The organism is Clostridium sp. Cult3, assembly GCF_021655115.1.
In the GTDB taxonomy this organism is placed as follows: Bacteria; Bacillota; Clostridia; order Tissierellales; family Tepidimicrobiaceae; genus PPXY01.
In genome coordinates, this window is sequence record NZ_PPXY01000025.1 from 1 (window position 1) to 13457 (window position 13457).

11 protein-coding genes and 1 pseudogene are annotated in these 13457 nt (G+C 35.8%); 5 read left to right on the forward strand and 7 right to left on the reverse strand.

The window, feature by feature from the left end; translation table 11 throughout:
* Nucleotides 1-240 (reverse strand): annotated as a pseudogene (locus C3E88_RS06225) (hypothetical protein); the annotation flags it as partial.
* A 123-nt stretch (nucleotides 241-363) separates the two neighbouring features.
* On the opposite strand from C3E88_RS06225, the gene C3E88_RS06230 reads away from it, so the two are divergent.
* Nucleotides 364-564 (forward strand): DUF1657 domain-containing protein, encoded by a 201-nt coding sequence (locus C3E88_RS06230; protein WP_236909306.1) that lies wholly within the window; start codon nucleotides 364-366, stop codon nucleotides 562-564.
* Between the two features lie 112 nt (nucleotides 565-676).
* Nucleotides 677-2104 carry an aminopeptidase gene (locus C3E88_RS06235; protein WP_236909307.1) on the forward strand — a complete coding sequence of 476 codons (1428 nt, stop codon included), beginning with the start codon at nucleotides 677-679 and terminating at the stop codon, nucleotides 2102-2104.
* Nucleotides 2105-2138: 34 nt separating this feature from the next.
* On the opposite strand, the gene pepF is transcribed toward C3E88_RS06235, so the two are convergent.
* The 3 genes from pepF to C3E88_RS06250 all read right to left on the reverse strand — a co-directional run bounded on the left by pepF (nucleotide 2139) and on the right by C3E88_RS06250 (nucleotide 7038).
* Nucleotides 2139-3941 (reverse strand): oligoendopeptidase F, encoded by a 1803-nt coding sequence (pepF, locus tag C3E88_RS06240; RefSeq protein ID WP_236909308.1) that lies wholly within the window; start codon nucleotides 3939-3941, stop codon nucleotides 2139-2141.
* Between the two features lie 82 nt (nucleotides 3942-4023).
* Nucleotides 4024-6135 (reverse strand): stalk domain-containing protein, encoded by a 2112-nt coding sequence (locus tag C3E88_RS06245; protein ID WP_236909309.1) that lies wholly within the window; start codon nucleotides 6133-6135, stop codon nucleotides 4024-4026.
* A 144-nt stretch (nucleotides 6136-6279) separates the two neighbouring features.
* Nucleotides 6280-7038 carry a glucose 1-dehydrogenase gene (locus C3E88_RS06250; RefSeq protein ID WP_236909310.1) on the reverse strand — a complete coding sequence of 253 codons (759 nt, stop codon included), beginning with the start codon at nucleotides 7036-7038 and terminating at the stop codon, nucleotides 6280-6282.
* 381 nt (nucleotides 7039-7419) lie between these two features.
* Between C3E88_RS06250 and C3E88_RS06255 the strand changes: the two genes are divergently transcribed.
* Genes C3E88_RS06255 through C3E88_RS06265 form a run of 3 tightly spaced genes read left to right on the forward strand, consistent with a single transcriptional unit; the run spans nucleotide 7420 to nucleotide 9678 of the window.
* A complete protein-coding gene (locus tag C3E88_RS06255; RefSeq protein WP_272878467.1) occupies nucleotides 7420-8235 on the forward strand; it encodes an ABC transporter substrate-binding protein in 816 nt (271 codons plus the stop codon).
* Nucleotides 8236-8279: 44 nt separating this feature from the next.
* Nucleotides 8280-8960, forward strand: coding sequence for an amino acid ABC transporter permease (locus C3E88_RS06260; RefSeq protein ID WP_236909311.1), 681 nt, complete (start codon nucleotides 8280-8282; stop codon nucleotides 8958-8960).
* Nucleotides 8953-9678, forward strand: a complete 726-nt coding sequence (locus tag C3E88_RS06265; RefSeq protein ID WP_236909312.1) for an amino acid ABC transporter ATP-binding protein — start codon at nucleotides 8953-8955, stop codon at nucleotides 9676-9678. The genes C3E88_RS06260 and C3E88_RS06265 overlap by 8 nt, the downstream gene beginning before the upstream one ends.
* Nucleotides 9679-9708: 30 nt before the next feature.
* Here C3E88_RS06265 and C3E88_RS06270 read toward each other — a convergent pair whose 3' ends face one another.
* From C3E88_RS06270 to C3E88_RS06280, 3 genes are read right to left on the reverse strand one after another with little or no spacing between them, the layout of a single operon-like run.
* Nucleotides 9709-10854 carry an amidohydrolase family protein gene (locus C3E88_RS06270; RefSeq protein ID WP_236909313.1) on the reverse strand — a complete coding sequence of 382 codons (1146 nt, stop codon included), beginning with the start codon at nucleotides 10852-10854 and terminating at the stop codon, nucleotides 9709-9711.
* Complete coding sequence (locus C3E88_RS06275) at nucleotides 10845-11996, reverse strand: amidohydrolase family protein (protein ID WP_236909314.1); 1152 nt, start codon at nucleotides 11994-11996, stop codon at nucleotides 10845-10847. Before C3E88_RS06275 ends, C3E88_RS06270 begins: the two co-directional genes overlap by 10 nt.
* An 11-nt stretch (nucleotides 11997-12007) precedes the next feature.
* A complete protein-coding gene (locus tag C3E88_RS06280) occupies nucleotides 12008-13396 on the reverse strand; it encodes a M14 family zinc carboxypeptidase (RefSeq protein ID WP_236909315.1) in 1389 nt (462 codons plus the stop codon).
* Nucleotides 13397-13457: the final 61 nt, after the last annotated feature.

Sequence of the window (13457 nt, forward strand, 5' to 3'; positions counted from 1 at the left end):
ATCTCCAAAGCTGGTCATGGCACCGATCTTTATCATATTTTCATCTTCTTCTATATAGGCTAATCCTGCTTCAGATAGATCGATTGCCAATGGTATGTTCTTAGAACCCATCCTTATGAAGGCTCCCCCTCCAAATATCGTGTTTTTCCTATTGCATATCAATTGTCCATAGGCTTCTTCTGCAGTTTTCAATATTTGCTTTCTAAATATATAAAAGCCAAAATAATCTATATAGATCAAATCTTAAAGATATGATCTGTTTTGTTGTCAATTTTTTTCTAAATCTTTAAGCTTTTTCAAACAATTACATTGAATTTTATACTTTGCTTTTGGTTAATCTAATTTGGAAAGCGAGGTGAAAAGATGACTGTACAAAGTGATTTGCAAAAAGCAATAGCTTCTTGTGAAGCAGCCAAAGGTAGCTATTCTCTGATGGCCCAGTCTACAGAAGATCAAGAAACAAAACAAATGTTTGAACAGATGAGTTCTGAGGTAGATAGACATATTAATTTCTTAAATAATAGATTAAGTTATCTAAATGAAAACAATCCTCTTAATAGCTAGAAACGGGAACAGGCATTATTGATGCTTGTTCCTTATTTATTGCCTTGACACCATCAATTGACAGATATATTATGATACTTAGAGATGCTAAATACATTTTGGAGGGATGGAAATGGCGAAAGAATCAAAAGGAAAAGAACTTCAAGAAGCTTTGACCCACAAATGGGATAATGTATGGGAAGTATTAGGAGACAAAGAAAAGGACAGGGTATTTGAAATAAACGAAGAGTACAAGGATTTCCTAGATAAGGGAAAAACCGAAAGAGAAGCAGCTAGAGAAATAATAAGAGTAGCAACTGAACAAGGCTATATATCTATAGACGAAGTAATAGAAAAGAAGATTAAACCTACTCCAGGCATGAAAATATATGCAAATAACAAAAATAAGGCCGTTGCGCTATTTGTAATAGGTGAAGAAAAACTTGAAAAGGGTATGCATATTATCGGCTCCCATCTAGATGCTCCAAGACTAGATTTAAAACAATTCCCTCTCTATGAGGACTCAGGCTTAGCCCTATGTAAAACCCACTATTATGGTGGAATAAAAAAATATCAATGGGTTACATTGCCCCTAGCACTACATGGAGTTGTCATGAAAGAAGATGGAGAAAAAATCGATATAGTTATCGGCGAAGATGAAGAGGATCCAGTATTCTTCATTACAGATCTACTCCCCCATCTAGCTAAGGACCAAATGGCCAAGAAGATGGGTGAAGGAATTACCGGAGAAGGCCTAAACCTTCTAGTTGGAAGTATCCCCTATAAAGACGATGAAATAAACGAAAAAGTAAAATTAAATGTACTTAATATACTTCATGAAAAATATGGAATAAAAGAAGAAGACTTTACCTCTGCAGAATTCGAAGTAGTGCCAGCAGGAAAATCCAGAGATGTAGGCATAGATAGAAGTATGGTTGGAGGATATGGCCAGGACGATAGGGTTTGCGCCTTCACTTCCTTTAAAGCCATATTGGATGTAGAAAAACCAAACAAAACAGCTGTAGCCCTATTCGTAGATAAAGAAGAAATAGGCAGTGTAGGCAATACTAGCATGGAATCTAAATTCTTCGAAAATGTAGTTTCAGAACTGATATATCTAACTGAAGAAGACTATTCGGAACTTGTAGTAAAAAGAACTTTGGCAAATTCCTGGGTACTTTCAGCCGATACATTAGGAGGTTTCGATCCTAATTATCCTGAAGTTTTAGACAAGATGAATGCTCCATTTATAGGTAAAGGTGTCACTATAGTTAAATATACAGGAGCCCGAGGAAAAGGTGGAAGTAACGATGCCAACTCCGAATATCTAGCAAAGATAAGAAAAATATTTAACGACAACGATGTAGTTTGGCAAATGGGTGAATTAGGCAAGGTAGACCAAGGTGGTGGCGGAACCATCGCCTATATACTTGCAAACTATGGTATGGAAGTAGTAGACTGTGGAGTAGCATTACTAAGTGTCCATGCTCCTTATGAGATTGCAAGCAAAGCTGATGTTTATATGACCTACAAAGGCTACAACGCCTTCTTTAATGCATAATAAAATTGGGGACAGCCAGCTGTCCCCATTGTTTTTATATCTCTTCCGTTAATTGAATTATTTCATCAATTATATTTCCAATATGCTCTATTGTATTTAATAAAGGCTTTTCAGTAGTAATATCTACTCCTGCCCTACTAGCAAACTCTACTGGTGTATATAGACCACCAGATTTAAGTACCGCAAGCCAATCATCTATAGCCTTTTGTCCTTCTTTTAATATTCTACTGTTTACCTCCGTAGCAATAGTCAATCCTGCACTATAGGTGTAAGGATACAATCCCATGTAGTAATGAGGTTGTCTCATCCAAGTAAGCTCTGCTCCTTCGTTGATTACTACAGCATCTCCCCAGAATTCTTCTAATACTTCCCTCTTTAATTTGTTTAATAATGCTGCATGGATAGAGCCACCATCGTCAACTATTTTATATACCTCTCTTTGGAAAGCTGCTTCTAATAGATGGGTTACAAAATTGTGGTAGTAGGTTCTAGATATCATAGATGACAATACCCATCTTTTCATCCTTTTGTCTTCGGTATTTTTCATCAGATAATTTGCCATAAGCATTTCATTCATAGTAGAAGGCGCCTCTACATAGTATCTAGATGATCTTGAGTTGAATATGTTTTGGTTTTGATGAGCTAAATAGAAATTCCCTGCATGACCTAGTTCATGGGATAAAACGAATACCTCCCTCATCCTTCCAGTCCAAGAAATCAATATATAAGGATGGCTACCATAAGGACTAGAACAGAAAGCACCAGTGGATTTCCCCTTGTTTTGGACAAAGTCTATCCATCTTTCGTTAAAGGCTCTATCGATCATCTCCAGATAGTCCTCACCTAATACTGCTAATGCCCCCTCTATATAGGGTCGAGCTTCTTCCACACTTATGTCCGGTTCATACTCTGGATCAACTGCTAATTTCAAGTCCATGAAGGTCATTTCCTCTAATCCATGGATCTTCTGAATTAGCTTAGCATATTTCCTCATATGAGGTGCTAAATTTTCCATTATCAAATCTATCTGTCTGTCGTATAGTTCCCTGTCTACCTTTTGAGAAAACAATAGGCTATCTATTACGGAGTCAAAGCCTCTTAAATTGGCTATAGTCTTCTCTTTTTGTACCTGGACTTGATATGCTGTAGCTATGGTATGTTGATATTCCCTTAATTTGTTTGAAAATGCTTCTGCTGCAGCTCGTCTGATCTTGGTGTCATTTTCATACTCCCATTTCCCTTCAAATAACACAAAGCTTAGAGGATACTCTTTCCCGTCTACTGTAAAGGTTCCAAAATCCATATCAGCCAATTTAGCCCTATTATATATTTGATAAGGTGCTTCTAATACATTGGAAAGAGCTGATAAGGTCCTCTCCACCTCAGGATGTAGGGTATAGGGTTTTCTCCTCACTATATCCTTTAAAAATAGTGCATTTTCTTGGGATTGGTCTATAGCTTGTTGGATTGTTTCTTCCTCTACTTGAACTATTTCCGATTCAATAAAGCTTAGGCGGCTACTTACCTGTGACAGAATGTTAGAGGTTTTCATCTGTCTAGTTTGACTTTTCGTATCCGTCTGGTCTACTGCTACTGACAGATAAGAGTAAGTTCCCAGCAAACCTGCCAGCTCTATCAAAACTTTAAGCTGATCTAAACAGGCATTGATCTCTTTTGCCCCATTTAGCTTCCCCTTATATTCTTTTTCCATATCCTCGGATAGTTTCACCACTTCTTGAAGTTTTTGTTCAAACTCCTCTTCCGTTTCAAATATGGCTGTTAGATCCCAGGTAAATCTTTCATCCACATCTTTCCTATCCAAAAGTCCTTTACCCATATTAAAACCTCCTTATAATATTTCGATTGTCTAAGTAAATTATATTATAAGAAGATTTGTAATACAAGGAATATTGGAAAACTTAAATCCTCACCTTGTCAAGCTTTTTCAAATCATACTGCTTTATTATCCTCATCAACTTCAATGCATATTCTGGGTCAGTGGCATAGCCAGTTCTTTTTAGGGCCCATGCTCCTTGGGTGCTGTTTTGCATTACTTCCCTAAAAGGTTCATATCTATCAGAATTCAGTAAAAAGCTTTTATGATCTGTCCAACTTTCCTGAACACTGTTGTAAGCTCGAAAATCCGCATCTACGTAATAAGTCTTCCCATTATATACTTCCCAAGTATTGTAAGTTACTGATCCATTAGGCCCTTTACCCTTTATTCCAAATAGATTGTAGGATATTTTCCCACTATATTTGTCCACGGGAACACTTTGGCCCCAGCCACTTTCAAGGATGGACTGAGCGGTTTGTAATGCTGCAGACATACCTGTTTTTTCCCAAGAGTCTTTGGCTAATCCAGAGGCCAAATCCAAATATTTGTCCTTTTCAATTATAGGTACGGATTGATAAGTCTCTCCAAGATAAACCCTAATTGGAACTAGTTCGCTTTTGATTTCTTTACCCTTAGCTTTACCAATAGCTTGTATATTCCAATAGCCCACGTCCTCTTTTGTAGGAGTATAGGTCTGTTCTAAGAGGGGATCCTTATCCATTGCTATGTTTTTTACTTTTCCCGTATCCTTATTAATGAGAACATAGCTTACACTATCTAAGTTCATATTGCTTAAAGTCATTAAACTAGTGGATTCTCTCAACACTTGATTGGGCCCTACTCCCTGAAGAAGTATCGTAGCTTCACCAGTCAAGCTGACCTTTATAGGTTTACTATCATGGGACACTCCCTTGGTATCCTTAACTCTCACCAATACCTCTTTGTCTCCAGAAATATCAGTCCCTGGAAACCATCTATAATCTCCATAGGGCTTTTGAGCTAGGATTTTTTCCTTTCCGGAAATAGGGTCTCTTAATATATACTGGGTTTCCCTTACATCAAAATTTCTAGAAGCCAGTAGATTGACAGGCTTGTTGACCACTTGTCCCTGTGAAACCCCGGTTAATGTTAATTTAGGATCTACTTCAACCCTTGCAACTATCTTTTCACTTTCATAAGGTTTGTTTTCACTGTCGTAAGCAATTACCTTGAAGGAGTAGTTTCCATTTTCCCTTACATTTGGTTCCCACTTATATTGACCATAGGGATCTATAGGAGCCTCTTCTCCTATGATATTGATTTTTCCCGTATCTAAATTAGTAACCTCATATTTTACATAAGATGCTACAAAACTAGTATCTACCCCCATATATATGGTGTTGTCCAATGTTTCACCTTCTTTTATTCCTGTTAGTGAAACCTTAGGAACTACATCTAAAACAACGGAAATAGCATCACCTGCTATAAATTTTCCATCCTTATCATAGAGGGCTGCTACCAATACCTTCTCCCCTTTTTCCTCTAAATCCGGTATCCAAGTATATTTTTCCGTTATACCCTCTCCTCTAGCTATTACAAAACCTTCAGCTGTATTTGGATCTAATAATAGGTATTTTATCTCTTTAGCATTGGATAAATTATCTTCAGTTAGTTCTATTTGCAATTCTGTCTTACCTTTTATAACTTGTCCAGAATTTAATGAAGAAATACTCACATTAAAAAGCGGTTCCATATTTGATGCTTTACTAGAGTCGATATTAACTGTCCTCGTGGCTTCATCCCATTCCACTCCTACCCCTAAAGCATTACCAACAAAACGAAGAGGTACGAAGGTGCGACCATCTACTATTTTAGGGGCCACATCTATTAGACTATAATTCTTCTCACCATCTTCGTAGGATACTAGATAGCTATTGATTTTCAAATTTACTATTTGATTGTCCTTTTGGATGATTACCCTTTTCTCCTTATCTTTCCAATCAACTTTTCCTCCTAATTCTTCCGTTACAAATCGTATTGGCACTAAGGTCCTGCCATTTTCAATTATAGGGCTAGCTAACGAGGTAATATCCTTTCCATCAGCTACCAATTTAATAGGAGGTGCAGCTAATGAACAGGTATTGAACTGTTGAGAAAAGATAAAAAGTATAAGCAATGAAGAAAACAAAATAAGATTAAATACTTTTTCTTTCACATTTTCACTCCTTCCTTTTATATAGCCATATGTCTTTATTTACATTATATAATATTAGTCAAACTTCCTTAACGATATATATATTAAGTTTGTATTACAAAAAAACAAACCAGCCCTTAGGCTGGTAAACAATACAATATTAGATTAATATGCGGTCCATCCTCCATCGGCTACGATGGTAGTTCCATTTACAAAGCTAGACTCATCTGATGCTAAAAATAGCATAACATTAGCAATCTCTTCGGCTTCTCCTACTACTGGAAATGCACTAACTCCTTTCATCAATTTATCTAATACAAATTGATTTGGGCTCTCCACTGTACCGCCAATCTCCGTCTTAACAGATCCTGGGGCTACGGCATTACATCTAATTCCCTTGTCTTGGAACATATAGCCAATATGCTTGGTCATACCTATTAAACCATGCTTAGATGTAACATAGGCCATGCCTCCTCTTGCCCCAAACAAGCCTCCAACAGAAGCAGTATTGATAATATTTCCAAAACCCTGTTCAATCATATGGGGTATTACCTTTCTTATCATCTTCATTGGTCCTGTTAGATTTACATCTAGTACCTTATCCCATATTTCATCTTCCATATTGTCTGCTGAAAGATAATTGTCAAGAACACCTGCATTGTTAACTAGAATATCTATCTTGCCATACTTGTTTAATGTCTCTTCAACTACCTTTTCTATATCTTCATCGACGGAAACATCTCCTGGAATTGGATATATCTCTCCATCTAATTCCTTACTTGCATTTACTAATTCTTCTAATCTTTCAGCTCTCCTTGCAACTACAACTACCTTTGCCCCTTCTTCAGCAAATCTCAAAGCCGTTGCATTGCCTATACCGGAGCTAGCCCCCGTTAATATAACCACTTTGTCTTTTAATCTCATATTCTACCTCCTCTAGAATAGTATTTTACGGTTCACATAATATACTACCCATTATATTCACCTTTTTCACATAATTTTTCCTTATCCCAGCATTTGTTGTTTTTGAGACAGGGAGAACCATCGTCACCGTCACATGTATAATTATTCACATAGCTAATAAGCTTGCATTTTTCTTTCATTTCAGATATTTTTGAATACTTTATATCTTTACTATATATTCTAGTGTTTTCAATGGCTTATATAGACCTTTTTTTATATATAAGTATTTCCATTCTATGTCACTAAAAAATATTTATGCATTTTTAACTACCCTATTGTAATTTTATGCATTGTAGCGTATAATACTATGTCATAGAGTAAATTTACTAGGAGGAATTAAAAATGATGAAAAAATTTAGTACTTATGTGGCATTAATCATGGTCGTATTGTTATTTTCATTGACCTTAGTTGGTTGTGGTAATTCAAAGGAAACTGGATCAGCCGTAGACAGGATTCAGGATTCAAACAAAATCGTTTTAGGTACTTGTGCCGATTATCCACCTTATGAATTCCATAGACAAGTCGATGGAAAAGATGAAATTGTAGGATTTGATATCGATATTGCCAAGGAAGTTGCCAAGGATTTAGGCGTAGAACTTGAGATAAAGGATATGGACTTCAGCGGACTTCTATCAGCCTTAAATACTGGAAATGTAGACTTTGTGGTAGCAGGTATGACCCCTGATGAAGAGAGAAAGAAAAACGTAGATTTTTCAAAAGTATACTATGACCCAGAGCAAGGTTTGTTGATTAGAAGCGAAGATGTAGAAAAATATAAATCCATTGAAGATTTAAAAGGCATGAAAGTCGGTGCCCAAAAAGGAACGGTACAGGAAGAAGTAGCTGAAGATGTTGTTGAGGGTTCCGAGGTAAAGGCCTTAGGTAAGATTACAAACTTAGTATTAGAATTGAAAAACAATAAAATTGACGGAATCGTTTTGGCAACTCCTGTTGCTGAAGCCTATGAAAAAGCAAATCCAGATTTAGTCCTTTCACCTTATATTGATTTTGGTAAAGAAGGGGGAGTTGCTATAGCTGTAAAAAAAGGCAACAAGGAGCTAGTAGATTCAATAAACAATACTATAGATAGACTAATGGAAGATGATTCCCTTGAAAAATTCATACAAGAGGCTACTATTCTTTCAGAAGAAGAATAAGGTCTAAATATCATAAAGGGTTTGAGTATTAAGGAGGCTTAAAATTGAATTTCAGTTTTTTAAAAGATTATTATATGTTCTTTTTAGAAGGTGCTAAGATAACCATAGTGTTGTCTATAATTACAATAATATTTGGTGTAATATTTGGGATACTATTTGCTTTAATGAGAATATCTCACAACCCTATATTAAAATCTATAGCAGCAGCCTATATTGAATTTATAAGGGGCACACCGGTAATGGTTCAGTTGTTCATAGTCTACTATGGACTATCTGAAATAGGGATAGATTTTCCCGATATATATGTATTGGGTAGCAATTTTTCCGACTTAATGTCAGGAGCCATAGCATTATCCATAAATAGTTCCGCCTATGTAGCAGAAATAATCAGGGCAGGGATTCAGGCGGTAGATAAGGGGCAGATGGAAGCTGCTAGATCCTTGGGATTGAATTATTCCATGTCTATGAAAAGTATCATTCTACCTCAAGCCATAAAAAATATACTCCCTGCTCTAGGCAATGAGTTTATTGCTATTATTAAGGAATCTTCCATAGTTTCAATAATTGGAATACATGAGTTGATGTACAATACAGAAACAGTAAGGGGCAATACTTTTATACCTTTCGAACCCTTATTAGTTACAGCAGCTATATACTTTATCATCACCTTTACCCTATCTACAATTGTAAGGGCTTTTGAAAGGAGATTGAAAACTAGTGATTAAGGTAATTGATTTGCATAAAAGATTTAAAAATCTACATGTATTAAAGGGAATAAACTTAAATGTCCATAAAGGAGAAGTTGTAGTAATCATAGGCCCTAGCGGTTCAGGAAAGAGCACTGTGTTAAGATGTTTAAACAAGTTAGAAGAAGCCGATAGTGGTGAAATATTATTTAAAGGTACTTCAGTCACCCAGTGTAAAGATGATATAAACGAGATACGACAAAATATGGGGATGGTTTTCCAAAACTTCAACTTATTTCCCCATATGACGGTTTTGGAGAATATCATCTTTGCCCCCACTAAGCTAAATAAAATGGATAAAAATGAAGCTGAGAATATGGGACTAAATCTTCTTGAAAGGGTAGGCCTAAAGGATAAAGCCTCATCTTTCCCAAATCAACTATCAGGTGGACAAAAGCAAAGAGTTGCCATAGCTAGAGCCTTGGCCATGTCCCCAGATTTAATGCTATTTGATGAACCTACCTCTGCACTAGATCCAGAAATGGTAGGAGAAGTACTAGAGGTAATGAAACAACTAGCCAAAGAAGGCATGACCATGGTCATAGTAACCCATGAGATGAATTTTGCCAAAGAAGTAGCTGATAGGGTTGTATTTATGGATGATGGCATCATATTAGAAGAAGGTAGGCCAGAAGATATATTTACAAATCCAAAAAATCAAAGAACTCAGGATTTCTTGAGAAGAGTTGTCAATTAGTGGGAGGGGGAGAGCTCTCCCCGTGTCCCACTATTTGTTTCTATCATAGACTACTTGTCCATCTATTATGGTATACTGAACAGTAGCGTTAGTATCCAATGCAGGTGTTCCATCAAATATAACTAAGTCTGCATCCTTCCCTCTTTCTATTGACCCTACTCTGTCATCAATACCTAATATCTTAGCTGGATTTATAGTGAGCATATTGATTACTCTTTCAATATCTCCACCAAATCTCACAACCTCCCCAGCTTGGATAATAATAACATCAGGTTTTAGTATAGGCCCATCTGTCATTATTGCACAAGTAACACCTTTTCTATCTAATTCTATAAGGCTAAATATGTCGATTTTACCACACTCTCCAGGAAGCAACAATACTCCTATAGGTCCATATATAACTCCCTTACAATTTTTAGAACCTATGATGTCATCATAAAAATCACTAGCTCCCCAAGCATGATCCAATGTAAAATCTATATCAAATTCCTCAGCGATTCTAATAGTAGTCAACATATCAAATTGTTCACAGTGGACTTTTAAAGGTATTTCTTTTCTAAGAACTTTGCATACATTCTCCAAGCCCATATCAAAAGGTATATCTTCATTAGCTTCTTTCTTTTTCATATATTCTTTTGCCTTTATCAATGTATCTCTCAATACATTAGCAATCCCCATCCTTGTCATGGGCATTTCATTTCTTTTACCATAAACCCCCTTAGGATTACCTCCAAGAGCTGCTTTCAAAGCTACAGGATTTTTTATACACATATCTTCTATATTATCTCCATAGGATTTTACGGCACATACCATCCCACCTACTACATTTCCACTTCCTGGAGCAATTGCAGAAGTAGTGATCCCTCCTTTAATTGCCCTTTCAAACATAGGAGATTTAGTATCTATTGAATATATGGATTCTACCTCTGGTGTAGCATTTTTAGTCATTTCATTTAAATCCTGTTCTTCCATATCTGCTCCAAAACCGCTTATATGACTATGAGCATCTACTATTCCAGGAATTACAACTAATCCTTCCCCGTCTATTATCTCTCCTTCAGGTAATTCTAGGGTTTCGCCTACATCTACTATCTTCCCATTTTCAATCAATATATGCCCTTTTTGTATTACCCTATTAGCTGAAGTAAATATTTTAGCATCCTTAATTACCAGCATGAGTCAACCCTCCTAGCGTTTAGGATGTTTTCTCCATTGATAAAAGTAGCTTCTACTTTAGCAGCATAGGTTTTAATTGGATTATCACTCCATATTACTATGTCTGCATCTTTTCCTATTTCTATAGAACCTACTCTACTATCTACTCCAAGGATCTTAGCTGGAATAGAAGTAATCATCTTTAAAACATCCTCACTATCGATACCATTCTTATAGCATAGTATAGCATTCCATAGTAAAGATTCTTTTCCCGAAGACATATTATCTCCCCCTGAACTAATGGCAATATCTATTCCTTCATCTATTAACTTTTGAATGCTTTCAAAATCTACATTGTCATTTGCAGCAGCCATACCATTAGCCAAATCTCCTAGGATTATACTATATTCATTGGACATAATGCTTCCCGTATTGTCTCCAATACCAAATGCACCAGTAAATACAATTTTCACGGGGAAACCCCTCAATGCCAATTCAATAGCATCCATTTCCGCCTTAGTATTGCAATTAACAAACAAGGGGACGTGGCCATTGATTATATCTTGTAATGCCTCAGATTTAGAATCATAATCCTTGTCCTTTTTTTCCCCATATTCTATAGCATTAATCAAGGCCTGTTCTAATAGTGCAATAGCTCCCATTTTAGTCATTGGAGATATATTTCTCTTACCATATAAATTTTTAGGTGCCTTTGATATCGAACTCATCATGGCAACTCTTTCCTTAACCAACATTTCATAAGGATGTTTTCCATAGGTTTTGAATACTGCTGCATATCCTCCTAGAACATTTGAAGTAGAAGGAACTATTCCTGCACTGGTTATTCCATATTCAAAAACCCTTTGAAACATCATACTATCTTGATCAAAAGAATAAACCACATTCATCTCTGGATTAACAGGATCTGAATGCTCACCTAAATCGTCATCTCCCCAACCTGGCCCTACACAGCCCCATACATTAAGGGATTCGATAAAGCCTGGAAAAACTACTTTCCCTTTAGCATCAAATATTTCCGTATCTTCAGAAACTACTATGTCCTGACCAATATCTTTAATAGTACTACCTTCCATTAGTATATCTGTATCTTCTAATATATTTCCTTTACCATCATAGACCTTTCCACCTCTAATAAGAGTCATAAGATTACCTCCTAGTTCCTATTCAAATAATCAGCCATAATCAAACCGCATTCTAATTGGATGCTTATAAGTTTTTTTATAGGTACTACTTCGTAATCGATCTTTTCTTCTAAAACTTCACTTAATCCCTTTAATCTTTCTAATGAAACATTATAAGCTTTTTCTAATGCTTCCCTCTTTTCAAGATTGTTCTCTTTATTTGCCTCCATTTTTTCTAATTCCATTTCATTAGCTCTTACCAATAAACCTAAAGATAACATCTTATAGAATTTAGACACTAATAAATTGTCAAATTTCTCTGCAACTGTAGCTTTTTTTGCAAAATCTGGATTTTCTTCTATCATCTTTTTAGTAGCTTCGTTGCTATCATCCAAATCAGTAAAAGCTTCTAATGCTAATCTAAAAGGATTTTTTTCAGCCATATATTGTTTTGTTTCATTTAGTGTACTTCTAATAAAAGCATCTGCTTCTTCGCTAAATTCCAAGCTTTTTAAAACTGCATCTTTTCTAGTAATATCTGATGGTGATAGATCAGCTATCCTTTTATCATAAAAATATGGTAATTCAGTCACAAGGGTAAAAGCATCACAAACTTCTCTTCCATAGTCAGCACTACATGTTCCAACTTTTATAACTTTTCCTGGATCTTCAACCCCATACTTTTCTAAATAATCGTAATTTTGTTGAATCCCCACATCTTGATAAATAGCATCATCATAAGCCACACAATAAGGTGCTTCAGGTTCTCCAAGGTTAAGGGGTATACCTTGTTTCCTAGCAGCATTTCTTAAATCTTCATAAATTTCCTTAGTTTCCCTAGATATATACCAATACACCCCGCCAAAACCAGCATTGTGCAGTGAATAGATAAACTTTGGCTTAATCTCATCTATTAAATCCATCATGGCCTTAGTTTCAGGTATGGTATCGTGAAAGTGTAGTTTTTTGTAATCTATTGGAAAGGTCCAATCTACTTGTTGATGACCTGCAGGTCTAAAGAAATTTCTAGCATAATTATATAAAGTAAAAGGCCCTTTAAACCAATTTTCATTTAACCTAGTGCCATCTGCATCCCAAGCTTTAATTATATACCAGGTATAATCTAGTTCTTTTCTCAATTCCTCATTTTCAGCAAGTTCCCTTGAAAAATATTCTAACATCATTGCACCTATAGGTTCATTAGGATGAGGGCAACCACACATAAGTGCATTATTTGAGCCATTGCCAATTTTTAGGCAATATAGAGGATGATTATCCCTTGTTCTTCCCATTTCAAATAATTCTACTGAATCAGGGAATTCCTCAGCTAATTTTTTGCTACTAGCATCCATTTCCTCTACAGTCAAAAACTCCTTATAATCAGGTATATTCTTTATTACTTCTTCAAACACTTTCTTCATTGCTACTCCTCCTTTAAAATTTAGCTAATCACATATTCTAGAATATGTGATTAGCTATATA

What these genes read in the sequence shown, in the direction of transcription:
- C3E88_RS06275 (WP_236909314.1), bottom strand. Translation starts at nt 11,996, where the DNA reads ATGACTCTTATTAGAGGTGGAAAGGTCTATGATGGTAAAGGAAATATA.
- C3E88_RS06270 (WP_236909313.1), bottom strand. Translation starts at nt 10,854, where the DNA reads ATGCTGGTAATTAAGGATGCTAAAATATTTACTTCAGCTAATAGGGTA.
- C3E88_RS06235 (WP_236909307.1), top strand. Translation starts at nt 677, where the DNA reads ATGGCGAAAGAATCAAAAGGAAAAGAACTTCAAGAAGCTTTGACCCAC.
- C3E88_RS06255 (WP_272878467.1), top strand. Translation starts at nt 7,420, where the DNA reads ATGATGAAAAAATTTAGTACTTATGTGGCATTAATCATGGTCGTATTG.
- C3E88_RS06250 (WP_236909310.1), bottom strand. Translation starts at nt 7,038, where the DNA reads ATGAGATTAAAAGACAAAGTGGTTATATTAACGGGGGCTAGCTCCGGT.
- pepF (WP_236909308.1), bottom strand. Translation starts at nt 3,941, where the DNA reads ATGGGTAAAGGACTTTTGGATAGGAAAGATGTGGATGAAAGATTTACC.
- C3E88_RS06230 (WP_236909306.1), top strand. Translation starts at nt 364, where the DNA reads ATGACTGTACAAAGTGATTTGCAAAAAGCAATAGCTTCTTGTGAAGCA.
- C3E88_RS06280 (WP_236909315.1), bottom strand. Translation starts at nt 13,396, where the DNA reads ATGAAGAAAGTGTTTGAAGAAGTAATAAAGAATATACCTGATTATAAG.